The following is a 21,842-nucleotide window of genomic DNA, read 5'->3' as shown; positions in this document are numbered from 1 at the left end:
GCGGTCTGTCCGGACCCTCCCACGCCTCGCCGCACCGGGGTGACCAGCACCCATTGCCGCGCGATGCCCCGACAGGCGACCTGAGCGGGTCAGCTGAATCGTTCAAGCCAAGTGTGGCTCCCAGCGAGGGAGCAAGGGACCTTTGCTACCGCGGGTCAGTCGCTCCCGTTGGCGCGGTGCCGGTCGTGACCGTTGACCGGACGCTTTCCCGAGTCCTGGGAACCGAGCTGCTTCACGAGCGCGGCAGCGCTGGCGGTGCCCGCCTGGTGCTCGGCGAGCGCGCGGGCGAGCAGGTCGGCGAGACCGGCGTCCGGCGGCGGTTCCTCCTCCGCGATCGCGCGGGCGTAGCTCTCCGGGAACGGCGTGATCGGCCGCCAGGAACCGGTGTCGGTCAGCGGGTCCAGCGCGGGCGGCATCCGCAACCGCGGCAGCCACGGATCCGCGACCTCTTCCTTGGCGGCCGGACGAGCGCTTTCCTGAGTCTGCGAAGGCGCGGGATCTTCCCGCGGTGGCGGGGCGAGCGGGACGGCGGGCTCGCGGTACTCGACCGGAGGCTGTTCCCGGCGGGTCTCGGCGCGTTCTTCGGCGACGGGTTCGGGGTGCACGGGATCCGCGGCGGCGTCCGCACGACGACGTCCGCCGCCGTGTCCACCGGCGCTCGAGATCCCGAGCCGGTCCAGCACCGATTTCGCCGCCACGGAACCGTGTTCGGCGTCGTGCCGGGTCTTGCGCGAGACGGGCGCCGACGACCGGCGGGCCCGCTCTTCGGCCGCCCATTCGTCGCTCTCCCACAACGGGGCGGCGGTGCCGGGCGGACGCGGCGGCGTGGCCTCCGCCGCCATCCGCGGCCGGGGCTCGGCGGCGGGCTCGGGTGCGAGAAGCAGTTCCGGGACCATGGGTTCCGAGGCCACCACGGGCACCGGCTCCTCGGTCCGGGCGGGCGCTTCGGCTTCGGCCCGCCACCGTGCGGCCGGAGCCGGGGTTTCGGGTCGAGCGACCACGGGTTCGGCAACGGTCTCACGCGCCGCGGGTGTTTCCGGACGACGACGGCGCCCAGGCTCCGGCTCGGGACGCGACACCGGCGCGGGTTCCGGTTTCGGCGGCGGCATCAGTTTCGGCGCGGCGGGTTCGGCCTTGGGCTCGAACCTGATCGACGATTTGGCCTTCTTCGGCACCCGACGCCGCCAGTCGCTGTCGGACTCCGCCACTTCCCGGGCAGGTTCCGGACGGGACGGCGGCTTCAACACCGGTGCTTCGCTCTTTTCGGCGACCGGCGCCGCGGGCCGCTCCGCCGGACGCGGTGGCTCGGCAGGAGGCACAGGCTCGGCGGGACGCACAGGCTCCGCGGGACGTGAAGGCACAGCCGCGCGCGCAGGCTCGACCGGCGCCTGCCGCACCGGCGCGGGCTCCGGCTGCCTGCTCTGCCGCACGGGCTGCGGCTCACGACGAATCGGCGGCTCGGCCGCAGCCCGCTTCGGCGGGGCCACGTCGATCGGCGGGATCACCGCGGTCACCTCGGCCGGTTCCGGCGCCGGAACGGCCGCCGGCGTGGACGCCGCCGCGGCCGACCGCGCGGCGACGGCCCGCAAGACGTCGTCGAGGTCGACAGCGGCGTTCTCGGCCGAGCCGAACTCGCCGACCAGGACGTTGCACGCCTGCCTGCGCGCGCGGGCGTGCAGATGCTCGGCGGCCCGCGAACGGTGCAGGCAACCGATGGCCTCTTCGGCCCGGCCCAGCCGTTCCTCGATCTGCGCGAGCTCCAGCCACAGCCGTGCCGTGACGGCGTGCAGGTTGTGGTCACCGGTCCCGGCGACCGCCTCACGGACGAGCATTCCGGCAGCCTCGCCGGATCCCGCCGGCAGCAGGACCCGGGTGGCCACCGCCAGCCGCAGCCAGGCGGCAGGCGCGATCCCCGCGGCCCGGACGGGGGCGTCGAGGATCGGCTGCGCGACCTCCAGCGCCATCTCCGTGTCGCCCCGGTCCAGCAACGTGCAGACGAGTTGCAGGATCAGCCTGATCCGGACGAGACCGCCGTCGTCGTCCGGGTTTCCGAGCTTTTCGAGCATGCCCAGCCCGGTCCGCGCGGCATCGGCGGCCGCTGTCAGGTCTCCGTGCCGACGGCGGTGCGCCGACACCCCGACCCGCAGCATCGCGCGGATCAGCAACTGCGAGTCCGCCGTCATCGAGCCGTCGCCGAGCACGAGCTTGTCCGCTTCGGCGAGCACCCGGTCCAGTTCCGCCTTCCGGCCGAACTGCGCCAGGCAGCCGACGAGGTGGCACAGCGCCTCGGCCCGGTGCGACGGCGAAACCGCCGGATCCGCCAGCAACGGACGCAACGCGGCCAGCCCCGTCAACGGGATGCCGACGCTGCGCGCGCAGACCGCCAGGTCGATCCTCAGCCGGGCGGCGATGTCGCCGTAGCCCGCGTGTTCCGCGGCGCGCAGGGCGGCCACGGCGCGGCCGACCGTCCGGGGACGGCCACCGAGCCGCACCCGGGCGCTCACCACGAGGCTCTCCGCGCGGATCCACTGTTCGTCGGCTCCGGCGGCCTCGGCGAGCGCGGCCGCGCGCTCCCCGAGGACCAGGGCGAGCTCGGGCGCCCTCAGGTGCAGGGCGTCCGCGCGTTCGATCAACCTGCCGACAGCGGACAGGGTTCCCCCGGTGGCAGCCGTCCGCCCACCCACCATGGTGGTGGGCGAGCCCGGCCGTTGGCGCTTGCTGGCTTCCACGGGGAACCCCCGGCCCTCAGTCGCGGGTCAGCTTGCGATGGGTGACGCGGTGCGGACGAGCCGCCTCGGCACCGAGACGCTCGACCTTGTTCTTCTCGTAGCCCTCGAAGTTACCTTCGAACCAGAACCATTGCGAGGGGTTCTCGTCCGTGCCTTCCCAGGCGAGGATGTGCGTCGCGACCCGGTCGAGGAACCACCGGTCGTGCGAGATGACCACGGCGCAGCCGGGGAACTGCTCGAGAGCGTTCTCCAGCGAGCCCAGGGTCTCGACGTCCAGGTCGTTCGTCGGCTCGTCGAGCAGGATCAGGTTCCCGCCCTGCTTGAGGGTCAGCGCCAGGTTCAGCCGGTTGCGCTCACCACCGGAGAGCACGCCCGCCGGCTTCTGCTGGTCCGGACCCTTGAAACCGAACGCGCTGACGTAGGCACGCGAGGGCATTTCGGTCTGCCCGACGTGGATGTAGTCCAGCTTGTCCGAAACCACCTCCCATACCGTCTTCTTCGGGTCGATCCCGCCGCGGTTCTGGTCCACATAGGACAGTTTGACCGTCTCGCCGATCTTGACCCGGCCGTCGTCCGGCTCCTCGAGCCCGACGATCGTCTTGAACAGGGTCGTCTTGCCGACACCGTTCGGCCCGATCACGCCGACGATGCCGTTGCGCGGCAGGTCGAACGACAGCCCGTCGATCAGCACGCGGTCGTCGAAACCCTTGCGCAGCTTCTCGACCTCGACGACCACGCTGCCCAGCCGGGGCCCCGGCGGGATCTGGATCTCTTCGAAGTCGAGCTTGCGGTGCTTGTCCGCCTCCGCGGCCATCTCCTCGTAGCGGTCGAGCCGGGACCGCGACTTGGTCTGACGCGCCTTGGCGTTGGACCGGACCCATTCGAGCTCGGACTTCAGGCGCTTCGCGAGCTTGGCGTCCTTCTTGCCCTGGACCTCGAGGCGCTCGCGCTTCTTCTCCAGGTACGTCGAGTAGTTGCCCTCGTAGCCGACGACGCGGCCGCGGTCGAGCTCCATGATCCACTGCGCGACGTTGTCCAGGAAGTACCGGTCGTGCGTGACGGCGAGGACGGCGCCGGCGTAGTTCGCCAGGAACTGTTCCAGCCACAGCACGCTTTCGGCGTCCAGATGGTTGGTGGGCTCGTCGAGGAGCAGCAGGTCGGGCGCGGACAGGAGCAGCTTGCACAGCGCGACCCGGCGGCGCTCACCACCGGAGAGGTGGGTGACCGGCTCGTCCGGCGGCGGGCAGCGCAGGGCGTCCATCGCCTGCTCGACCGTGGAGTCGATCTCCCACGCGTCGGCGTGGTCGAGCTCCTCCTGGAGCTTGCCCATCTCCTCCATCAGCTCGTCGCTGTAGTCGGTCGCCATGAGCTCGGCGACCTCGTTGAAGCGGTTGAGCTTGACCTTGATGTCGCCAAGGCCCTCTTCGACGTTCTCGCGGACGGTCTTTTCCTCGTTGAGCTCCGGCTCCTGCATGAGGATGCCGACGCTGGCGCCAGGCTGGAGGAAGGCTTCGCCGTTACTGGCCTGCTCGATCCCCGCCATGATCTTCAGAACGGTGGACTTACCCGCGCCGTTCGGCCCCACCACGCCGATCTTGGCGCCGGGGTAGAACGCGGTGCTGACGTCGTCGAGGATGACCTTGTCCCCGACGGTCTTGCGCACCTTCTTCATGGTGTAGATGAACTCGGCCATACAAGCGATCGTAGAGCGAGCCGATCGCGGCCTTGACGGCGGTCACCACCGAGCTACCGACAGTCAGCCCGATATCACTGAGTGAGCACCGGCACCTCACGCCACGGGTGCGTCCTCCAGCGCGATGACCATGGGATTCCCCGCGGGCGGCGGGGCCGACGGGATCGCCCTGGGCCGATCCCGTCCCAGCCGGTGGATCTCGGCCGAACACCGTGCGAGGTTGGGGCCGATGGAGAAGGCCTCAAGCTCAGGTAGACCCAGAGGTGCCGGGATCTCCTCTGCCGTCTCGGCGCCGCGCAGCCGCCCCGCCACGATCACCGGGTCGCCTTTGCTCAGGCAGGAGAACGCCGCCATCGCCAGCTTGCGCCAGCAGGTGACCTTGACCGCGAGTTGCCGTCCCTCGCCCCACTCGCCTCTTTCCTTGTCGTACCGGCGTTCGACACTCCGCAGGCCGAACGACACGACATCGTGCCCGTGCACCCGCTCCGAATGGTGGACCGGTTCGCTGGTCAAGTTGCCGATCATGGTCACCCACGTTTCGCCCATCGCCATCACACTCGCCCTTCTCCTCGGCCCCGGGACCTTCCCGGCGTTTCCCTTGAGCACAGATTGCCGCGGATCAAGGGTGGAAAAGGGACGCGAACCGGATCTGTGGACAACTCCGGGCGTTGTGGACAACTCGAGGCGGAGCGCCGAGCTTTGTGGGCGGGGTGTGCTAGGAGCCGGACCCCGGCCCCCGCCCCTGATCGGCGAGTTTCTTCAGCATCGCGTTGTAGGCGTTCAGATCCGCGTCGCCCGAGGCCTCCTCGCGGCGATCCCTGCGCCGTGCCTCTCGCTCGTCCTGACGCGCCCACTGCACCAGCAGCGCGACGAGCACCAGCAGCACCGGCAACTCACCGGACGCCCACGCGATCCCGCCGCCGAGCCGCTGGTCGGTCAGCAGGTCGGTGACCCACGGCAGCTTCAGCCCGCGGTAGAAGTCCTGCCCGAGCACGGTCTGCATGCTCATCAGCGCGATCCCGAAGAACGCGTGGAACGGCATCGCGGCGAACATCATCCCCAGCCGCCCCAAATGCGGGAGCCGGCGCGGTGCCGGGTCGACCCCGATCACCGGCCAGTAGAAGACATAACCGGCGAGCAGGAAGTGCGCGTTCATCGCCAGATGCGCCCAGTGGTAGTTCAGCGCGGCGTCGAACAGGCCCGAGAAGTACAGACCGTAGAAGGAACCGACGAACAGCAGCAGCGCGACGATCGGATGCGTCAGGAACCGCGAAAGCGGCGAGTGCACGAACGCGAGCAGCCATTCACGCGGCCCGGGCGGGGCGTCCTTGCCCGCCGTGGGCAACGCGCGCAGGGCGAGCGTCACGGGTCCGCCGAGCACGAACAGCACCGGCGCCACCATGGACAGCAACATGTGGTTGCCCATGTGCACGCTGAACATCGCGGGCGCGTACCGCCCGATGCCGGACGACGTCGCGATCAGCAGCACGAAACAGCCCGCGAGCCACGCGACGATCCGGCCGGTGGCCCAGGTGTCACCGCGCCGACGCAGCCGCCGGACCCCGGCGAGGTACAGCCCGGCGAGAACGATCGCGAGGGTGCCGTAGACGAGGTCGAATCGCCAATCCGTGAGCAGCCGGAACACGGTCGGCGGACCGTAGAGGTCGTAACCGATCAACAGTTCCGTGGTCGACGGCTGGGTGAGCGATTCCTGCGGCGGAGGGGTCTTCGCGAGCCCGGTGGCGATGCCGATCGTGATGAACATGATCAGCACCTCGACCGCGGCGAGCCGCAGCAGCTGACCGCCGCCGGCGCCGTTCACCAGCCCGGCGACGCCCTTCTGCCGCTGCTGATGCCCGAAGACACCGAGCAGCAGCAACGCGACGATCTTCGCGACCACCAGCAGGCCGTAGTCCGTGGTGAACAGGTCGGCGATCCTGATCCGCACCAGCGCGTTGACGATGCCGGAGACCGCCATCACGATCCAGCAGACCAGTGCCAGCTTGGAGAACCGGGTCGCGGCGAGCTTGAGGTTCTCGCCGCGCCGCCAGCCGAGCGCGAGCAGCGCCACGAGCCCGCCGACCCACAACGCGGCGGCGACCAGGTGGTACAGCAGGCTGTTGGTCGCCATGTCGTGCGAGCCGCCGCTCGCGGAATGCCCCGTGACCGCGACCGGCACGAGACCACCGACGGACAGGAAGAACACGACCGTCGTCCAGCCCCAGGTGAGCGCGAGACGGCAGCCGAGCGCGACCAGCAGCGCGATCAACGCGGTGAACAGCCAGGCCTTGGGCTGCTCGATGGCGTCCACGAGGTCGATCAGCACCTGCGGCGACAGCACCTCGGTGAAGGGACGCCCCGCGCCGTCGGCCGCTGAGAAGAAGATCGACGCGGCGGCCGCGAAGAACCAGACCCACGCGGCGGCACCCGCGACGCGGATGGCCGCGTAACCGTCGGCCGCGAGCGTGCCGGATTTCTGCGGCGGGACGAGGAACGCGGCGAGCAGCAGCGAACCCACGCACAGCACCGAAGCCGCCTCGGCCAGCACGCGCACGACGGTGATGCCGTAGCGCGTCACCAGGCCCGGGTCCGGGAGTCCGGCGATGACGTAACCGGCGCCACCGGTCAGCGCGACCAGGCCGACGGCCACCACCGCGGCCAGGAGCGCCCCGATCGACACCAGCGGCAGGACACCGGCCTTCCGCGCGGATGGGGCCGGTTTCGTCTCGGGGTCTGAAGGCACGTCACGAGGGTATGCCGGACGCGCAACCGGCAAGATGGCGGCGTGCGGATCATCCTGCTGAGGCACGCCGAGTCGCTCGGCAACGTCGACGAGCTCGCCTACACCCGGATCCCCGACCACGCCCTGCCGCTCACCGAAGCCGGCCGCGAGCAGGCCAGGCTGGCGGGCCCGGAGATCGAGGATCTCCTCGATGGGCAGCGTCCGGCGGTCTATGTCAGCCCGTACCTGCGGACGCGGGAAACGTTGCGGCTGATGGACATCCGTGACTCCTGCGAGCGGATCGTGCCGGAGCCGAGACTGCGGGAACAGGACTGGGGCAACCTCCAGGATCCGCGTGAGCAGGAGGTCCAGAAACAACGGCGCCACGAGTTCGGGCACTTCTTCTACCGGCTGCCGTTCGGCGAGTCCGGCGCGGACGTGGACGACCGGGTCGCCGCGTTCCTCAGCGAACTGGCGGCCTGCGGCGAAGATCACCCCGAAACCGTGCTGGTCGTCTCACACGGGCTGACCATCCGGCTGTTGTGCCGCCGTTTGTTCGGCTGGAGCATCGAGCTGTTCGAGTCCCTGTCCAACCCGACGACCTGCGAGTACCGGGTCGCGGAGCGAGTGGGCGACAAATGGACGCTCGACCGCCCGTTCCGTCAGTGGCGGGACTCACCCGACGGGGAGACGCAGGACTGAGGGAGCGAGGAGCACCACTCTCGTTCCCAGTCCCGGGCTGGATTCGATCCGCGCGAAACCGCCGATCTCCGCCATCCGCGCGATGATCGAGTTCTCGAGGCCGAAGCCACGCCGCCGGTCACCGACGTCGAATCCGGCGCCGTGATCACGCACGGTCAGGGATACCCCGCCACCGATCTCCTCCACGCTGACCACGGCCCGCCTGGTCCCGGAATGCTTCAACGTGTTCCGCAAGGCCTCCCTGACCGCATCGTGCAGTGCCACGGCCGCTTCCTCCGCGAGTTCCGGAGCGCAGTCGTCCTGGATGACGACCTCGGCGCGCAGCCCCTCCGCGGCCATTTCGGCGGCCAGCAGCCGCAGCCGCTGATGCAGTCCGATCCCTTCGGCGGGTTCGTGTTCGAGACTGATCCGGAGGCGCATCGCCTGGGCGCGAGCCGTCCGGCGGACGCGGTCGAGGCTGGCCGCCGGGTCGAGTTCGTCGGCGGGCGCGGGGATCGCGAACGACTCCATCACCTGCAGGACGGTGTCGTGGACGTCGCGGCGATGCCGTTCGCGTTCCGCCGCCCGGCCCTGCTGCTCCCCGAAGCCGAGCGCGAACCGCATCGAAGCGCCGACCACGCCGACGATCGCGAGCGACGCCGCCAGCGCGGTCGCGAGGGTGAGCAGGAGACCGAGCGGCGAGCCGAGGTGCAACACGACGTTCAGCAGCACCGCTCCCCCGATGGCCGACGCCCCCGCGAGCGCGCCACGCAGCAGGGCGCAGATCATCACCGTGCCCATCAGATGGGTCCAGGTGATCGACGTGATCGCGCCGTCCTGCGTGAACGGCGCGGCTGCCAGGACGAACAGCGCGGCGAAGCCCGCGTCCACGACGGGAACCAGCCGCGTCCCGGCCGGAGGACGGCGGAAGATCCAGACGGCTTCGGCGACGTTCGGCACCAGGTGCAGCAGCACGAACATCCACAGCACCGAACCACCGGTGCCCGCCGTCCACAGCGCCTGCGCCAGCATCACCAGCCGGAACGCCACCGGGACCAGGATGAGCCAGGGCAACGTGGTCTGCACCAGCCGCGCCGGAATCCCGGCGCCCCCTCCGAGCATCAGCACCCTCACGCCGCTCCTCCCCCGGATCAGCCTTCCTGAAATGACGACAAAGTCGCATTCATTTCAGTTTACCGAGCAATCAGCTTGCCCGGGCCCCGGCGAGGATGTCAACGGGCGACGGGTTCGGCGGCCTCCTCCCGTTTCCGCGCCCGCGCCGCGGCCACCGCGGACGGCACGATCAGCGCGGCGGTCAAGCCGACGAACAGGAACGACACGGAAAGCGACGTCACCTGCGCGATCCCGCCGATCAGCGGCGGGCCGGCGAGGAAGCCGGTGTAGGCGATCGCCGTGACGAACGCCAGTTCCCGCTCGCCTCCGGTGCCGTCGGCGCGTTTCCCGGACGCTCCCGCGAGGCTCAAGGCGATCGGGAAGGCGGCGGCCAGCCCGGCACCCGCCAGGGCGAAGCCGATGAACCCGAACACCGGCAGGCTCGCCACCGCGGCGAGCACCAGACCCGCCGCCGCGATCCCGGCGCCGACCGCCAGCGCCCGCGTCGCGCCGAAACGGTTCTGCAGCCAGGCACCCGCGAGCCGGGCAAGCGCCATGGCCAGGGCGAACCCGGAGTAGGCGAAGGCCGCGGCGCCGTCGCCGACCCCGTGCACGGACGTCATCAGCAGGGCGGACCAGTCCGAACTCGCGCCCTCCGCGATCGCCGAGAATAACGCGATGGCGGCGAGCAGCCAGAGGACGGGACGTTTGATCGGCGGCACACGCGGCTTCTCGACGGGCTCGGTGTGCACGGGCCGCGCGCCGGGCACGGCCGTGACGACGAAGGCCAGCACGACCAGCGCGGACAGCGCGGCGACCGTGAGATGCCGTCCCGGCGACCATTGATGCGACGCGGCGAATCCGGCGGCGACGGATCCCGCCAGCGCGCCGAAGCTGAATCCGGCGTGCAGGATCGGCATGATGGCCCGCCCGGATCGGCGTTCCACCTCGACTCCCGCGACGTTCATCGCCACGTCCAGCGCGCCGACGCTCGCGCCGAGGACGAACAACGCCCCGGCGAGCAGGGCGACCGACGTCGAGAAGCCGATCATCGGCAATGCGGCGCAGGCGATGATCGTGCTGCCCGCGACCACCGCGCGGGCACCGTGGCGTTCGATCAGCCGCCCCGAAACCGACGCCGCGATCAGCATGCCGACGCTGGCGCCCAGCAGGGCCAGCCCGAAAACGCCCGGTGAGGCGTTCACCCTTTCCGACAACGCCGGAGTCCGCGGCGCCCAGGAGCCGAGCGCGGCCCCGTTGAGCGCGAACACGACGAAAACGGCCGTACGGTCACGCATAGACCCCAGTCTCCTTCCGATTCCTCTTCCCACAGAATGACTTAAGCGCTTCAGAAAGTCCACCGGCGAAGGCCGGGACTACACTGCGCCGGTGACCAGCACGCGACGGCGAAGGCCGACGTTGGACGATGTCGCCGACGCCGTCGGGGTGTCGCGGGCGACCGTGTCCAACGCCTACAACCGGCCCGATCAGCTGTCCGCCCAGCTGCGCGAAGAGGTGCTTCGCGCGGCCAAGAAGATCGGGTACGCGGGGCCGAACCCGACCGCGCGCAGTCTCGCCACCAGCCGCACCGGCGCGATCGCCGTCCTGCTCGACACGAACCTTTCGACGGCGTTCTCGGATCCCGCGTTGTCGCTCACTCTCGACGCGCTCTCGACCGTCGTCGACCCCGAGGGCCACGCCCTCCTGCTGCTTCCCGGCGACGGCGAGAGCGGCGGCCCGCGTGCGGAGCGGATCCTGACCGCGCAGGCCGACATCGCGGTGGCGTATTCGCTGGCAGACGGTGCGCCTGCGCTGAACGCGGTCCGCGACCGCGGGATGCCGCTGGTGGTGATCGACCAGCCGCATATCCGCGGTTCGGCCAGGATCGGCGTCGCGGACCGGGCGGGCGCGGCCGCCGCGGCCCGGCATCTGGTGGAACTCGGGCACCGGCGGATCGGGATCTTCTCGGCACAGTGCCTCTCGGCACCCCGTGGCGGGGAATTGAGCGTGGCCGAGGCCGGGAACAGCCGGTTCCACGACAACCGCGAGCGGATGGCCGGCTACCTGGAGACGCTGGCCGAGGCTGGAATCCCGGCGGCGGACGTGCCGATCTGGGAGGCGTCCGGGCTCTCGGTCGAGGGCGCGCTGCCGAGTGCGTTCGGCCTTCTCGACCGGCACCCGCGGCCGACGGCGCTGCTGTGCATGTCGGATCTGCTGGCGCTGGCGGCGATCTCGGCGGCCAGGCATCTCGGCCTGTCGGTGCCGGGTGATCTTTCGGTCGTGGGCTTCGACGACGTCCCGCCCGCCCGGTGGTCCGAACCACCGCTGACGACCGTCCGGCAGGATCTCGCCGCCAAGGGCCGGGCGGCCGGTGAACTGGTGCTGGGCCTGCTGCGTGGAGAGAAGGTCCCCGCCCCCGCCGAGATACCCGCCGAACTGGTCGTCAGGGACTCCACCGCGCCCGCGTAGCAGCCGATTTCGGCGAACACAAGGCGCTCCCGGCGATATGTGGACAACTCGCCCCGATCGAGCGGCGCACAACTACTTATCCACAGAAGTAGAAATGCGGGCAGACAAAGCCTTCCCCGCGCGCCATCGTGGAATCACACATTCACCGACGGCGATCCAGCCGCCGATTCACGGGGGAGAACCCAGCCATGCAACGACGTTTGACGAACCTGCGCGCCCGCCTCCCGCACGTGCTCCTGCTCGCCCTGGCGGGCTTGCTGACCAGTGCCGGAGTCGCCGGTGCCGCCACCGCGCCGCCCCAGCCCGACTGCCAGAAGGGCGAGTTCTGCGTATGGGGCGCGGAGTCGTACGGCGGCGCAGTGCACAAATTCGACCTGCGCACCGCCAATCCCGAGGAATGCATTCCCCTGCCCGAAGGCTTCGACGGGCATTCGTTCGTCAACCGGCTGAGCCGTGACGTGACGATTTACCAGAGCGAGGAATGCACGACGGAGGGAGATTTCATCACCTATCCGGGTGGCGGCACCTACGTACCCCAGGGACCGTTCGTGATCCGCGCCCTCAAGATCTGGGACTGACCACCCCGGCGGTTCGTGCCGGTCGCTCGCGGGAGAGTCGACTCGCGACCTGCACGAACCCAGGGGCCGCTCCCCCGAAGCGGCCCCGGCCCGTGAGCGCGTCACCCCGCGTCGTGACGCGCTCACGGGTGTTCCAAAAAACGGTGGGCTCGACCTGAAACGATCTGGCGGTGTCGAACGATCGACAGGTTGGCGACGGCTAAGCTGCCGATGCTGGGCGACACCCAACGTCGCCGACGTCGGCCCTCGTAGCTCAGCTGGATAGAGCAAGAGCCTTCTAATCTCTAGGTCGCAGGTTCAAGTCCTGCCGGGGGCACGTCGCAGACAGGGAAGCCCTGGTCACACAAGTGGCCAGGTGCTTCTCTTCCCTGGCCACCACAGCCGCCCGTCTTCACCGCGAAACCGGCCGCTCACCACGCCCGTCCGTCCAGATCACCGTCGTCGGCGACCTGGGAGTTGTCCGGACCTCTGAGCACGCCCCCGTGACCCGGATCACTGCACCGCAGAACGGCCGACTCCTCGGTCAAAGCCCGCCGAGATTTCCCAGTCCATTGCCAGTAATTCACCGATACCGCGTGCGCGTCTTTGTCCGGCGATTCCACCAAGAACCACGCGAATTCCGTTCAGCCGGCCACGATCAGCCAGTCGACGACCACGACAACCGCGAAGACCACCACACCCACAGCGAGCCCAAGCCACCGCGACCTACGTCGCCGATCGAAGTACGCGACACAGGACCAAGCGAGAGCGATCGACGCGACCCACCCGGTCAGCGGAAGCCAGAACGCGACGGTCTGGCCAGTGCTAGTACACAAGAACGACTCTTCGCCTGGTCGGCACGAGTCACTGCTCATCGCCCCACCCAAACCCAGGATGAACGCGATCAGCCCGCCGACCGCCACCAACACCATGCAGGCCATCACGAACAGCGCGCGTGGCGCAGATGATGCGTCACCGCGGTCGAGCCCGAATGTATTCACCCGGTACCGCGAATCTTGCCGACCACCACCTGATAACCCGGCACAAACGCCTCCCCACCGTCGGTAACCACTCGCCACCCTACGACAGCGCCGCGTATCCATCCACCCTGTTAGGCCCCTGTGAACAGCGAAAACAGTGCTTCGAGCAGATCCACCCACGACTAGTCGGGCAGTAGCTACTCGATCGCGAGCACGACCGCCGTGTACGTCGAAGAAGTCCGGCCGCACGCGGTTCCCGCGAAGTCGGTCCAACCGCGGCGCCGGGCGCTATAGGTTGTGCGCATGTACGTGCCGACGCCGACGCAGCGCGCCTCCCAGCCGACCACAGGGCCCTGGTGGCTGCTCATCGGCCCAGGGTTCGCCGCGCTCATCGGTTTGTTCCTTCTCACCGTGATCTACCGCTTCGACGGCGAGTCGCCACTGCAGATCGACCTGGGCATATCCAGCCAGTCCCTGCTGCTGAACGGTGTCGTCGCGTACGTCGTCGCGGCCGCGCTCGCCTTTCCGGCCGGTCTGCTGCTCGGTGGGCGCTTCCCGACGTCGGTGACCGTGCCCGCGCTCGTCTTCATGCTGCTGGGCGTGGTGCTGGTCGCCTTCATGCCCAGCAGCGGCCTGCTCCTGGTCGGCCGGGTGCTGAACGGGCTCGGTGCGGGCGCCGTCCTCGGCGTGACGGTCGCGCTGATCCGCCGGCTTAAGGCCGGTCGCGGCGTCGCGGCCGGGGTGACGGCCGGACTTGGTGTGCTCGCCTTGGTGATCGCGCCGGTCCTCGGTGGTCTGCTGTCGGACGCCACCGGCTTCCGGGTGGTCTTCGTCGTGGCCGCGTTGTTCGTGTTCGTCGCGCTCGTGGTCGCCGGGATCCTCGGCATCGTCGCGCTGGCCAAGCCGAAACCGCTGCCGTACGCCGGACCTTCAGTCTCCGAGACCCCGCAACGCCACTAGCACGTCGTCCGGCACGGCGAGACCGGCTTCCACTTCCGACACCTTCGTGGCCACGCGGCGGTACGTCGCGCGGCCACGGGCGCTGAGGTGGACGAGCACGCGACGTCTGTCGGCGGCGTCGACCTCGCGGTAGGCCTGCGCGGTGGTGACCAGCTTGTCGACCACCCTGGTCAGCGTCGGGGCCGTGGCGAGCGTCCGGTCGGCGAGGTCGGCCATGGCGAGACCGCCCTTGCCGCTCAGCGCGTCCAGCACCAGCCACTGGTCCAGGGTGAGGCCTTCCTTGGCGAGCACCTGCTCGACCCTGGCGGCGACGGCCCGGGCGGCGCGGGTGAGCGAGCCGGTGAGCGACGTTCCGGCGGTCGTGACGCCGCGTGTCCCCATATCCCGTCCCCTTGCCAAAACCGGACACCCTCGCAATACTTCCAGGTGAAAGCACTTTGACCTTACCGGGCCACCGCACGGAGCGCCATGCCCCTACGCCTCGCCACCCGGCCCCGCGACGACACCTGGCGTGTGGCCATGGTGGTCCCGTTGCAGGGGCCCGCCGGGCTGTTCGGCCCGTCGTGCGAGGCGATCACGGACCTGGCCGTCCACGAGCTCAACGAATCCGGCGGCATCCTCGGCAGGCAGGTCGAGGCCGAAGTGGTCGACGGCGGTGGCACCCCTGCTGAAGTAGCCGGCGACTTGCGGCGGCTGGTCGACACAGGACGAATCGACGCGGTGAGCGGCTGGCACATCTCGTCGATCCGGCACGCGCTCGCGCCGGTCGTGGCCGACCGGATCCCGTACGTGTACACGTCGCTCTACGAAGGCGGCGAGCGCCGCTCGGGCATCTTCTGCACGGGCGAGACTCCACGCTGCCAGATCGAGCCGGCGTTGCGCTGGCTGCGCGATCATCTCGGCGCCCGGCGCTGGTTCGTCGTCGGCGACGACTACGTCTGGCCGCACCGGTCGACCCGCGCGATCCGGCAGTACGCCAAGGATCTCGATCTGCGCATCACCGGTGAGGCGTTCGTCGGGCTCGGCGCGGGCGATATGTCCACAGTGGTCCGCAAGATCGAACAGTCCACAAGCGACGGTGTGCTCATGTTGCTGGTCGGGCAGGACGCGGTGCGCTTCAACCGCGCCTTCGCCGCGCACGGACTCAGCGATCGACTGGTCCGGTTCAGCCCGTTGATGGAGGAGAACATGCTCCTGGCGAGCGGCGCGAACGCCACCGGCAACCTCTACGTCTCCGCCGCCTACTTCCGGTCCATGGTCACCGCCGACGCGATGGACCTGCTCGGCCGCTACGTCGACCGCAACGGTCCCGGCGCCCCAGCCTTGAACAACGCCGCCGAATCCTGTTACGAGGGGCTGCACACGCTGGCGGAACTCGTCCGCCGGGCCGGGACGTCGGAGCTTCCCGCGCTCAACGCGGCGATCGACGGCGTCGCCTATCACGGCCCTCGCGGCACGATCGAATTCCGCGGACAGCAGGCCGATCAGCACGTCCATCTCGCGGTCGCCGACGGCTACGACTTCGAAGTCCTCACCCGGCTCTGAGCAAGCACTCTTGACTCACCCCCGGCACACCACATACTTTCATTTGAAATTATTCCATGTGACGTCGATTACGCGGAGGTGAGCGTGGGCAACGTGGGCCTGCTCTACGTCGGCGCCGCTCTGATGATCAACGGCCTGATGCTGCTCGGCCGGATACCGCCCCGGTCGGCGGCGGTGCTGAACCTGTTCGTCGGCGCGCTCCAATGCGTCACCCCGACCGTGCTGATCGTGCAGGCGGGCGGCGACCAGGACGCGATCCTCGCCGCGTCCGGCCTGTACCTGTTCGGTTTCACCTATCTGTATGTCGGCATCGCGAACCTCGCGGACCTCGCGCCCGAGGGCATCGGCTGGTTCTCGCTCTTCGTGGCGGGTGCCGCCGTGGTGTACGCGGGAATCGCCTTCTGGCACAACGGCGACCCCGTGTTCGGTGTCATCTGGCTGTCCTGGGCGCTGTTGTGGACCTTGTTCTTCCTGGTTCTCGGCCTCGGAAAAGAACATCTGACGCGGTTCACCGGCTGGACCGCCCTGCTGCTCAGCCAGCCGACGTGCACGGTGCCCGCCTTCCTCGGCCTCACCAGCGTTTACCCGTCCTGAAAAACCGTTCGGAGAAAAGGAGTCTTCATGCGACACGGTGACATTGCCGCCAGCCCGGACACGGTCGGCGTCGCGGTGGTCAACTACAAGATGCCGCGGCTGCACACCAAGGCCGAAGTCCTCGCCAACGCCCGCAAGATCGCCGAAATGGTGGTGGGCATGAAATCCGGCCTTCCCGGCATGGACCTCGTGGTGTTCCCCGAGTACTCGACGCAGGGCATCATGTACGACCCCAAGGAAATGTACGAGACCGCCGCGACGATTCCCGGCGAGGAGACCGAGATCTTCGCCGCCGCGTGCCGTGAGGCCCAGACGTGGGGCGTCTTCTCGATCACCGGGGAGCGGCACGAGGACCACCCGAACAAACCGCCGTACAACACGCTCGTGCTCATCAACGACCGCGGCGAGATCGTCCAGAAATACCGGAAGATCCTGCCGTGGTGCCCGATCGAAGGCTGGTATCCCGGCGAGGACACCTACGTCAGCGACGGCCCCAAGGGCATGAAGATCTCGCTGATCATCTGCGACGACGGGAACTACCCGGAGATCTGGCGCGACTGCGCGATGAAGGGCGCCGAGCTGATCGTGCGCTGCCAGGGCTACATGTACCCGGCCAAGGAACAGCAGATCCTGATCGCCAAGGCGATGGCGTGGGCCAACAACTGTTACGTGGCCGTGGCGAACGCCGCCGGTTTCGACGGCGTGTACTCGTACTTCGGCCATTCCGCGATCATCGGCTTCGACGGGCGCACGCTCGGCGAGACCGGCGAGGAGGAATACGGGATCCAGTACGCGCAGCTTTCGGTTTCGGCGATCCGTGACGCGCGGACCTACGACCAGTCGCAGAACCACATCTTCAAGCTGCTGCACCGCGGTTACACCGGAGTGCAGGACGCGGACGAAGGCGACAAGGGTGTGGCGGACTGCCCGTTCGACTTCTACAAGCTCTGGGTCACCGACGCCAAGAAGGCGCAGGAGAAGGTGGAGTCGATCACCCGCGACACCATCACTCCTCGGCATCCCTGACGAGGCGTGATGGGCCCTAGACTCGGGCCCATGGACAGGATCGACAGCGGCAGCCGGACGATCGCCGCCCCGCCCGAGACCGTCTACCGGGCACTCCTCGACCGGGAGTCCCTCGAAGCCTGGCTGCCGCCCGAAGGTATGCGCGGCCGGATCGAGCACTGGGATCCGCGGCCCGGCGGCGGTTTCCGGATGACCCTCACCTACCTCGACGCGTCCGCCGCGCCCGGCAAGTCGTCGGACGCGACGGACGTCGTCGAGGTCGGGTTCGCCGACCTGGTGCCCGCGGAACGCGTGGTGCAGAAGGCCGTCTTCGAATCCGAAGACCCGGCGTTCGCGGGCACCATGACGATGACCTGGGAGCTGGCAGCCGCGGGTGACGGCACCGAGGTGACCGTCACCGCGACGGACGTGCCGTCCGGCATCGGCCAGGCCGATCACGAGGCCGGGATCGCCTCCTCGCTGGCCAATCTGGCTTCCTTCTCCGAGACGCGCTGACGGCCGGACGCGATGATGATCGCGGCGAGCACGGCCATCACCAGCGGCACGACGAGCGCCGCCCGGTAACCGCCGAGCGCCGCCTCGGGCGAACCACCAGCGCCAAGGGCGACGACGTTGACGGCGGTCACCGCGGACAGCCCGAGCGCCGCGCCGAACTGGAACGCCGTGTACAGCAGACCGCCCGCGAGTCCCTGTTCGTCCTCGGCGATCCCGTCGGTGGCGACGATCGTCAGCGGACCGTAGGCGAGCGCGAAGCCCAGACCCAGGATGATCATCGACGGGAACATCGCCGCGTACGTCCAGTCCATGCCCAGCGGCAGGAAGAGCGCGTACGACACGGCCGCGAGCACGAACCCGCCGAAGATCAGCCGCGTGTTGCCGAACCTCGCCACCAGCCGCGGGGTGAGCGTCGGCGCGAGGATCGCGTCGATCCCGACCGCGAGCAGCGCCAGGCTCGTCTCCAGCGTCGACCAGCCCCGGAGTTCCTGCAGGTACAGCGTGACCAGGAACTGGAACCCGAAGAACGAGCCCGCGAACAGCAGGGCGCTGACGTTCGCCCGCACCAGCGGCCCCGACTTCAGGATGCCCAGACGCACGAGCGGCGCGGGAGAGCGGCGTTCGACGGACACGAAGGCCATCAGCGCGGCCACTCCCCCGGCGAACGAGGCGACGGTCCAGCCCCAGCCCTGCCCTGGGTGTTCCAGCCGGACCACGGCGTAGGCGATCAGCAGCATCGCCATCGTGACGGTGACCGCTCCGGCGAAGTCCAGGCGACGCGGGCCGCGTTCGTCACGAGCGGGTTCCTTGATCAGCCAGAGCGCGGCGAGCAGGATGACCGCGGACAGGATCACCGGCGTGAAGAACACCCAGCGCCAGTCGATCCTGGCCAGCAGGCCGCCGATGACGAGGCCGAGCGAGAAGCCGCCCGCCCCGGTGCCGGCGTAGAACAACAGGGCCTTGTTGCGCTTCGGGCCCTCTTCGAAGCTCGTGGTGATGATGGACAGGCCCGCCGGGGTCATGAAGGCCGCGGCGACTCCGGTGACGAACCGGGCGAGCAGCAGCATCCAGCCTTCCGTGGCGAAACCGCCCAGCCCGGAGAAGACGAGGAACACCACCAGCCAGCCGACGAACATGCGGCGACGGCCGTACAGGTCGGCGGCGCGCCCGCCCAGCAGCATGAATCCGCCGTAGCCGAGCACGTAGGTGCTCACCACACCGCTCAGCGTCGCGGTCGACAGGCCGAGTTCGGCCCGGATGGACGGCAGCGCCACGTTCAGCATCGCGACGTCGATGCCCTCCAGGAAGATGGCGCCGCACAGCACCAGGAGCACGCCCCAGGCCCGCCCGCCCATCCGGTCGGCGCGCGGAAGCGTTTGCGAGTTGCTCAAGATCGGATCTCCCTCAGTGAACGGGAACCGACGGTTACTCATCGGCCGGTCGGTTCCCTCTTGTAACCAAGGGGATCTTCCGTCACCATCGATGACCATGGAAGAAGGCACTTTGAACTCACCTAGTCGTTGTGAACTCACCGAGGAGGACTACGAGGCCTTCCAGTGGGACACGCGCGAGGACTGCGAGGTCCGCCAGATCCTGGACCGGGTGGCGGACAAGTGGTCGCTACTGGTGATCGCGCTGCTGGACCGCAACACCCTGCGGTTCACCGAGCTCAAGTACAAGATCGACGGCATCAGCCAGCGCATGCTCACCACCACGCTGCGCCATCTGGAACGCGACGGGCTCGTGAACCGGACCGTCTATCCGGTGGTGCCGCCCCGGGTCGAGTACGCGCTGACGCCGCTGGGCATGACGCTGCACCAGACCATCCAGTCGCTGGTCACCTGGACCGAGGACCACCAGAGCGAAATCGCCCTCGCGCGCGCCCAGTACGACAAACGCGTCACCGCCTAGGGAGTCGCATGGCCAGGCTGTCCGGAGGGGATCCATCACTGCTGCGGCGGCTCAACGCCATCGCCGTCCTGCGCGCGCTGTACGCGGCCGAGGAACTCACCCTCGCGGAACTGGTCAAGGCGAGTGAGGTCTCCCGGCCGACCGTCGAGGAGATCGCCGCGGACCTCGGCGAACAGGGCCTGGTCGAGGAGGTCCCGCTCTCCCCCGGCGCGCCGCGGCCGCGGGGCAGACCCGCCAAGCGGTACCGGTTCCGCCAGGAGTCCGGGCACGTCGCCGGCCTGGAGATCGGCCCGCATCAGGCGTTGTGCCTGGTCGCCGACCTGCGGGGAGACGTCGTCGGACGGGCGAGGGCCGGGCTCACCCCGGAAACGGCCGCCGCGGACCGGCTCGGCGCCGCGCACCGGGTGCTCGGCACGGCCGTCCAAGGCCACGCCAACGTGCGGATGCTCGGCATCGGCACCGCCGGTGTGGTGTCCGGCGGCAAGGTCGTCCACAACTACCGGCTTCCCGGCTGGACCGGCGTCGACCTGCCCGCGGAGTTCGGCGGCGGCTGCCCGGTGCTGGCCGGGAACGACACCGACCTCGCGACCTTGGCCGAACACTGGCGCGGCGCCGCGCACGGCCTCGACGACGTCGTCTACGTACGGGCCGGGGCCACCGTCTCGCTGGGCCTGCTGCTCGGCGGGAAACCGCACGCGGGCCATCACGGCGCGGCGGGCGAGATCGGCGCCCTGCGGCAGGCGGCCGGGTTCGTCGAGCTCGTCGCCGCCACGGTCCTCGCCGTCGACCCCGAGCTGGTGGTGATCGGCGGCTCGGACGAGGAGTTGACGGCGAGGCTGCGCGCCGAACTGGCCCGGCTAGCACTGTTCCCGGTGCGTGTCGAGACGTCGGCGCTCGGCGAAGACGCGGTCGCGCTCGGCGCGGTCCGGCTGGCGCTGAGCCGGGTGGAGCGCGAACTGTTCAGCGTCGCGGACGTCGCCTGAGCAGGCTGATCGCCACGATCAGCACGGCCACCGCGCCACTGGTGAACAGCTGCGTCCGCGCGTCGGCGTCCGTCCACATGAGAACGAGGACGCCCGCCATGGCGAGCAACGCGACCCAGCTGAGCCACGGGAAACCCCACATCCGCACCGGCAGGTCGGCGGCCGTGCCGTCGCGTTCCGCCGCCTTCCGCAACCGCAACTGGGAGACGGCGACGAAGATCCAGACCAGCAGGATGTTCGCCCCGATGGCGTTGAGCAGGAACGGAAGCACGTGTTCGGGGGCGAGGAAGTTCAGCAATACGGCCACGAAACCGAAGGCCACCGACGCGAGGACCGCCGTCCGCGGGACGCCCGCGCCGGACAGTTTCAGCATCGCGCGCGGCGCTTCACCGCGTTCGGCCAAGGAGAACACCATCCGCGACGCGCCGTAGAGGTTCGCGTTGAGCGCCGAGAGCAACGACGTCAGCACGACGAAACTCATCAGCAGCGCCGCCGACGGCACCCCGATCTTCTCCAGAATGGTGACGAAGGGGCTGGTGTTGGCCGAAGCGGATTCCCACGGCAGCAACAGCACCATCAGCGCCACGGAACCGATGTAGAACAGCAGCAGCCGCACGATGACCGTGCGCGTGGTGCGGCGGATCGAACCCGCCGGGTCGTCGGACTCGGCGGCCGCGATGGTCACCAGTTCCATGCCGCCGAAGGAGAACGCGACCGCGAGCAGACCGGTCAGCACGCCTTGGAGGCCGTTGGGCAGGAAACCGCCGTGCCCGGTGAGATTGCTCAGCCCGACCGGCGTCGTCCCCGGCAGGATCCCGAACACCGCCAGCGTGCCGAGCACGAGGAAGGCGACCACGGCGGTCACCTTGATCGCGCCGAACCAGAACTCGAATTCCCCGAACGAGCGCACGGCGAACAGGTTCACCACGGTCAGCACAGCCATGAACAGCAGCACCCAGGTCCACTGGGGAACCTGGGGCAGCAGCCCGTTCGCGATCCCGGCCGCCGCGGTCGCCTCGGCGGCGACCACGACCACCAGCAGCGACCAGTACAGCCAGCCGACGGTGAACCCGGCCCAGCGGCCGAGCGCCTTCTCCGCGTACACCGAGAACGAGCCGCTGCTCGGCTCGGCGGCCGCCATCTCGCCCAGCATGCGCATCACGAGCACCATGAGCAGGCCCGCGACCACATAGGACAGCAGGATGCCGGGGCCCGCGGTCTTGATCCCCGCGCCGGTGCCGACGAACAGCCCGGCGCCGATCGCCCCGCTGATGGCCAGCATGGTGACGTGCCGCCGCCGGAACCCGGTGCCGAGCGATTTCGTCTCGATCGCGGTCACGGGTTCGGCGGGACCTGGTGCGGGCATGGCGGATCCATTCGTCTG

The 21,842-nt window shown here is 69.5% G+C and carries 20 protein-coding genes and 1 tRNA gene; 11 read left to right on the top strand and 10 right to left on the bottom strand.

Going from position 1 to position 21,842, the window contains the following annotated elements:
* Nucleotides 1-155: 155 nt before the first annotated feature.
* The 4 genes from AMK34_RS20055 to AMK34_RS20040 form a co-directional block, all read right to left on the bottom strand.
* Nucleotides 156-2,729, bottom strand: coding sequence for a hypothetical protein (locus AMK34_RS20055; protein ID WP_073846411.1), 2,574 nt, complete (start codon nucleotides 2,727-2,729; stop codon nucleotides 156-158).
* A gap of 16 nt (nucleotides 2,730-2,745) precedes the next feature.
* On the bottom strand, nucleotides 2,746-4,422 hold the full coding sequence (gene ettA, locus AMK34_RS20050; RefSeq protein WP_007034699.1) for an energy-dependent translational throttle protein EttA: 1,677 nt from the start codon (nucleotides 4,420-4,422) through the stop codon (nucleotides 2,746-2,748).
* 96 nt (nucleotides 4,423-4,518) lie between these two features.
* Entirely contained in the window at nucleotides 4,519-4,947 is a 429-nt protein-coding gene (locus AMK34_RS20045; RefSeq protein ID WP_241832812.1) for a single-stranded DNA-binding protein, read from the bottom strand.
* Between the two features lie 190 nt (nucleotides 4,948-5,137).
* On the bottom strand, nucleotides 5,138-7,165 hold the full coding sequence (locus tag AMK34_RS20040; protein WP_038517383.1) for a cytochrome c oxidase assembly protein: 2,028 nt from the start codon (nucleotides 7,163-7,165) through the stop codon (nucleotides 5,138-5,140).
* Between the two features lie 42 nt (nucleotides 7,166-7,207).
* On the opposite strand from AMK34_RS20040, the gene AMK34_RS20035 reads away from it, so the two are divergent.
* Entirely contained in the window at nucleotides 7,208-7,846 is a 639-nt protein-coding gene (locus tag AMK34_RS20035; RefSeq protein WP_073846409.1) for a histidine phosphatase family protein, read from the top strand.
* On the opposite strand, the gene AMK34_RS20030 is transcribed toward AMK34_RS20035, so the two are convergent.
* Together AMK34_RS20030 and AMK34_RS20025 are read right to left on the bottom strand one after the other, a co-directional pair.
* Nucleotides 7,820-8,947, bottom strand: a complete 1,128-nt coding sequence (locus AMK34_RS20030) for a sensor histidine kinase (protein ID WP_443111212.1) — start codon at nucleotides 8,945-8,947, stop codon at nucleotides 7,820-7,822. The genes AMK34_RS20035 and AMK34_RS20030 overlap by 27 nt on opposite strands.
* A 110-nt stretch (nucleotides 8,948-9,057) precedes the next feature.
* A complete protein-coding gene (locus AMK34_RS20025) occupies nucleotides 9,058-10,236 on the bottom strand; it encodes an MFS transporter (RefSeq protein WP_073846407.1) in 1,179 nt (392 codons plus the stop codon).
* A gap of 121 nt (nucleotides 10,237-10,357) precedes the next feature.
* On the opposite strand from AMK34_RS20025, the gene AMK34_RS20020 reads away from it, so the two are divergent.
* The 3 genes from AMK34_RS20020 (at nucleotide 10,358) to AMK34_RS20010 (ending at nucleotide 12,301) form a co-directional block, all read left to right on the top strand.
* Nucleotides 10,358-11,407 (top strand): LacI family DNA-binding transcriptional regulator, encoded by a 1,050-nt coding sequence (locus tag AMK34_RS20020; RefSeq protein ID WP_073846406.1) that lies wholly within the window; start codon nucleotides 10,358-10,360, stop codon nucleotides 11,405-11,407.
* Between the two features lie 188 nt (nucleotides 11,408-11,595).
* Nucleotides 11,596-11,985, top strand: a complete 390-nt coding sequence (locus AMK34_RS20015) for a peptidase inhibitor family I36 protein (protein ID WP_073846405.1) — start codon at nucleotides 11,596-11,598, stop codon at nucleotides 11,983-11,985.
* 242 nt (nucleotides 11,986-12,227) lie between these two features.
* Nucleotides 12,228-12,301 (top strand) — tRNA-Arg (locus AMK34_RS20010).
* Between the two features lie 307 nt (nucleotides 12,302-12,608).
* Here the strand turns inward: AMK34_RS20010 and AMK34_RS20005 are convergent.
* Nucleotides 12,609-12,965 (bottom strand): hypothetical protein, encoded by a 357-nt coding sequence (locus AMK34_RS20005; RefSeq protein ID WP_143202526.1) that lies wholly within the window; start codon nucleotides 12,963-12,965, stop codon nucleotides 12,609-12,611.
* 282 nt (nucleotides 12,966-13,247) lie between these two features.
* Between AMK34_RS20005 and AMK34_RS20000 the strand changes: the two genes are divergently transcribed.
* Nucleotides 13,248-13,904, top strand: coding sequence for an MFS transporter (locus AMK34_RS20000; RefSeq protein WP_073846403.1), 657 nt, complete (start codon nucleotides 13,248-13,250; stop codon nucleotides 13,902-13,904).
* On the opposite strand, the gene AMK34_RS19995 is transcribed toward AMK34_RS20000, so the two are convergent.
* Nucleotides 13,875-14,285, bottom strand: coding sequence for a MarR family transcriptional regulator (locus AMK34_RS19995; RefSeq protein ID WP_038517397.1), 411 nt, complete (start codon nucleotides 14,283-14,285; stop codon nucleotides 13,875-13,877). The two genes, AMK34_RS20000 and AMK34_RS19995, sit on opposite strands and share 30 nt — an antisense overlap.
* 87 nt (nucleotides 14,286-14,372) lie before the next feature.
* Between AMK34_RS19995 and AMK34_RS19990 the strand changes: the two genes are divergently transcribed.
* The 4 genes from AMK34_RS19990 (at nucleotide 14,373) to AMK34_RS19975 (ending at nucleotide 17,564) form a co-directional block, all read left to right on the top strand.
* Complete coding sequence (locus AMK34_RS19990) at nucleotides 14,373-15,449, top strand: substrate-binding domain-containing protein (RefSeq protein ID WP_274534437.1); 1,077 nt, start codon at nucleotides 14,373-14,375, stop codon at nucleotides 15,447-15,449.
* Between the two features lie 84 nt (nucleotides 15,450-15,533).
* A complete protein-coding gene (locus AMK34_RS19985; RefSeq protein WP_338020562.1) occupies nucleotides 15,534-16,043 on the top strand; it encodes an AmiS/UreI family transporter in 510 nt (169 codons plus the stop codon).
* Between the two features lie 27 nt (nucleotides 16,044-16,070).
* Nucleotides 16,071-17,069, top strand: a complete 999-nt coding sequence (locus tag AMK34_RS19980; protein ID WP_073846401.1) for an aliphatic amidase — start codon at nucleotides 16,071-16,073, stop codon at nucleotides 17,067-17,069.
* A gap of 30 nt (nucleotides 17,070-17,099) precedes the next feature.
* A complete protein-coding gene (locus tag AMK34_RS19975; protein WP_073846400.1) occupies nucleotides 17,100-17,564 on the top strand; it encodes an SRPBCC family protein in 465 nt (154 codons plus the stop codon).
* Here the strand turns inward: AMK34_RS19975 and AMK34_RS19970 are convergent.
* Nucleotides 17,504-18,997, bottom strand: coding sequence for an MFS transporter (locus tag AMK34_RS19970; protein ID WP_443111208.1), 1,494 nt, complete (start codon nucleotides 18,995-18,997; stop codon nucleotides 17,504-17,506). The two genes, AMK34_RS19975 and AMK34_RS19970, sit on opposite strands and share 61 nt — an antisense overlap.
* A 49-nt stretch (nucleotides 18,998-19,046) precedes the next feature.
* Between AMK34_RS19970 and AMK34_RS19965 the strand changes: the two genes are divergently transcribed.
* Together AMK34_RS19965 and AMK34_RS19960 are read left to right on the top strand one after the other, a co-directional pair.
* The gene (locus tag AMK34_RS19965) at nucleotides 19,047-19,475 is read left to right on the top strand and encodes a winged helix-turn-helix transcriptional regulator (protein ID WP_083649928.1); all 429 of its coding nucleotides are present in this window, start codon (nucleotides 19,047-19,049) and stop codon (nucleotides 19,473-19,475) included.
* Between the two features lie 8 nt (nucleotides 19,476-19,483).
* Nucleotides 19,484-20,458, top strand: a complete 975-nt coding sequence (locus AMK34_RS19960) for an ROK family transcriptional regulator (RefSeq protein WP_073846399.1) — start codon at nucleotides 19,484-19,486, stop codon at nucleotides 20,456-20,458.
* Here the strand turns inward: AMK34_RS19960 and AMK34_RS19955 are convergent.
* A complete protein-coding gene (locus AMK34_RS19955; protein WP_073846398.1) occupies nucleotides 20,436-21,824 on the bottom strand; it encodes an amino acid permease in 1,389 nt (462 codons plus the stop codon). The two genes, AMK34_RS19960 and AMK34_RS19955, sit on opposite strands and share 23 nt — an antisense overlap.
* Nucleotides 21,825-21,842 lie beyond the last annotated feature (18 nt).

The organism is Amycolatopsis sp. CB00013, from assembly GCF_001905755.1.
GTDB lineage: Bacteria > Actinomycetota > Actinomycetes > Mycobacteriales > Pseudonocardiaceae > Amycolatopsis > Amycolatopsis japonica.
This window is presented reverse-complemented; position numbering and strand designations above follow the sequence as displayed.

What these genes read in the sequence shown, in the direction of transcription:
- ettA (WP_007034699.1), bottom strand. Translation starts at nt 4,422, where the DNA reads ATGGCCGAGTTCATCTACACCATGAAGAAGGTGCGCAAGACCGTCGGG.
- AMK34_RS20045 (WP_241832812.1), bottom strand. Translation starts at nt 4,947, where the DNA reads ATGATCGGCAACTTGACCAGCGAACCGGTCCACCATTCGGAGCGGGTG.
- AMK34_RS20030 (WP_443111212.1), bottom strand. Translation starts at nt 8,947, where the DNA reads ATGCTCGGAGGGGGCGCCGGGATTCCGGCGCGGCTGGTGCAGACCACG.
- AMK34_RS20025 (WP_073846407.1), bottom strand. Translation starts at nt 10,236, where the DNA reads ATGCGTGACCGTACGGCCGTTTTCGTCGTGTTCGCGCTCAACGGGGCC.
- AMK34_RS20015 (WP_073846405.1), top strand. Translation starts at nt 11,596, where the DNA reads ATGCAACGACGTTTGACGAACCTGCGCGCCCGCCTCCCGCACGTGCTC.
- AMK34_RS20000 (WP_073846403.1), top strand. Translation starts at nt 13,248, where the DNA reads ATGTACGTGCCGACGCCGACGCAGCGCGCCTCCCAGCCGACCACAGGG.
- AMK34_RS19995 (WP_038517397.1), bottom strand. Translation starts at nt 14,285, where the DNA reads ATGGGGACACGCGGCGTCACGACCGCCGGAACGTCGCTCACCGGCTCG.
- AMK34_RS19990 (WP_274534437.1), top strand. Translation starts at nt 14,373, where the DNA reads ATGCCCCTACGCCTCGCCACCCGGCCCCGCGACGACACCTGGCGTGTG.
- AMK34_RS19980 (WP_073846401.1), top strand. Translation starts at nt 16,071, where the DNA reads ATGCGACACGGTGACATTGCCGCCAGCCCGGACACGGTCGGCGTCGCG.
- AMK34_RS19975 (WP_073846400.1), top strand. Translation starts at nt 17,100, where the DNA reads ATGGACAGGATCGACAGCGGCAGCCGGACGATCGCCGCCCCGCCCGAG.
- AMK34_RS19970 (WP_443111208.1), bottom strand. Translation starts at nt 18,997, where the DNA reads ATGAGTAACCGTCGGTTCCCGTTCACTGAGGGAGATCCGATCTTGAGC.
- AMK34_RS19965 (WP_083649928.1), top strand. Translation starts at nt 19,047, where the DNA reads ATGACCATGGAAGAAGGCACTTTGAACTCACCTAGTCGTTGTGAACTC.
- AMK34_RS19960 (WP_073846399.1), top strand. Translation starts at nt 19,484, where the DNA reads ATGGCCAGGCTGTCCGGAGGGGATCCATCACTGCTGCGGCGGCTCAAC.
- AMK34_RS19955 (WP_073846398.1), bottom strand. Translation starts at nt 21,824, where the DNA reads ATGCCCGCACCAGGTCCCGCCGAACCCGTGACCGCGATCGAGACGAAA.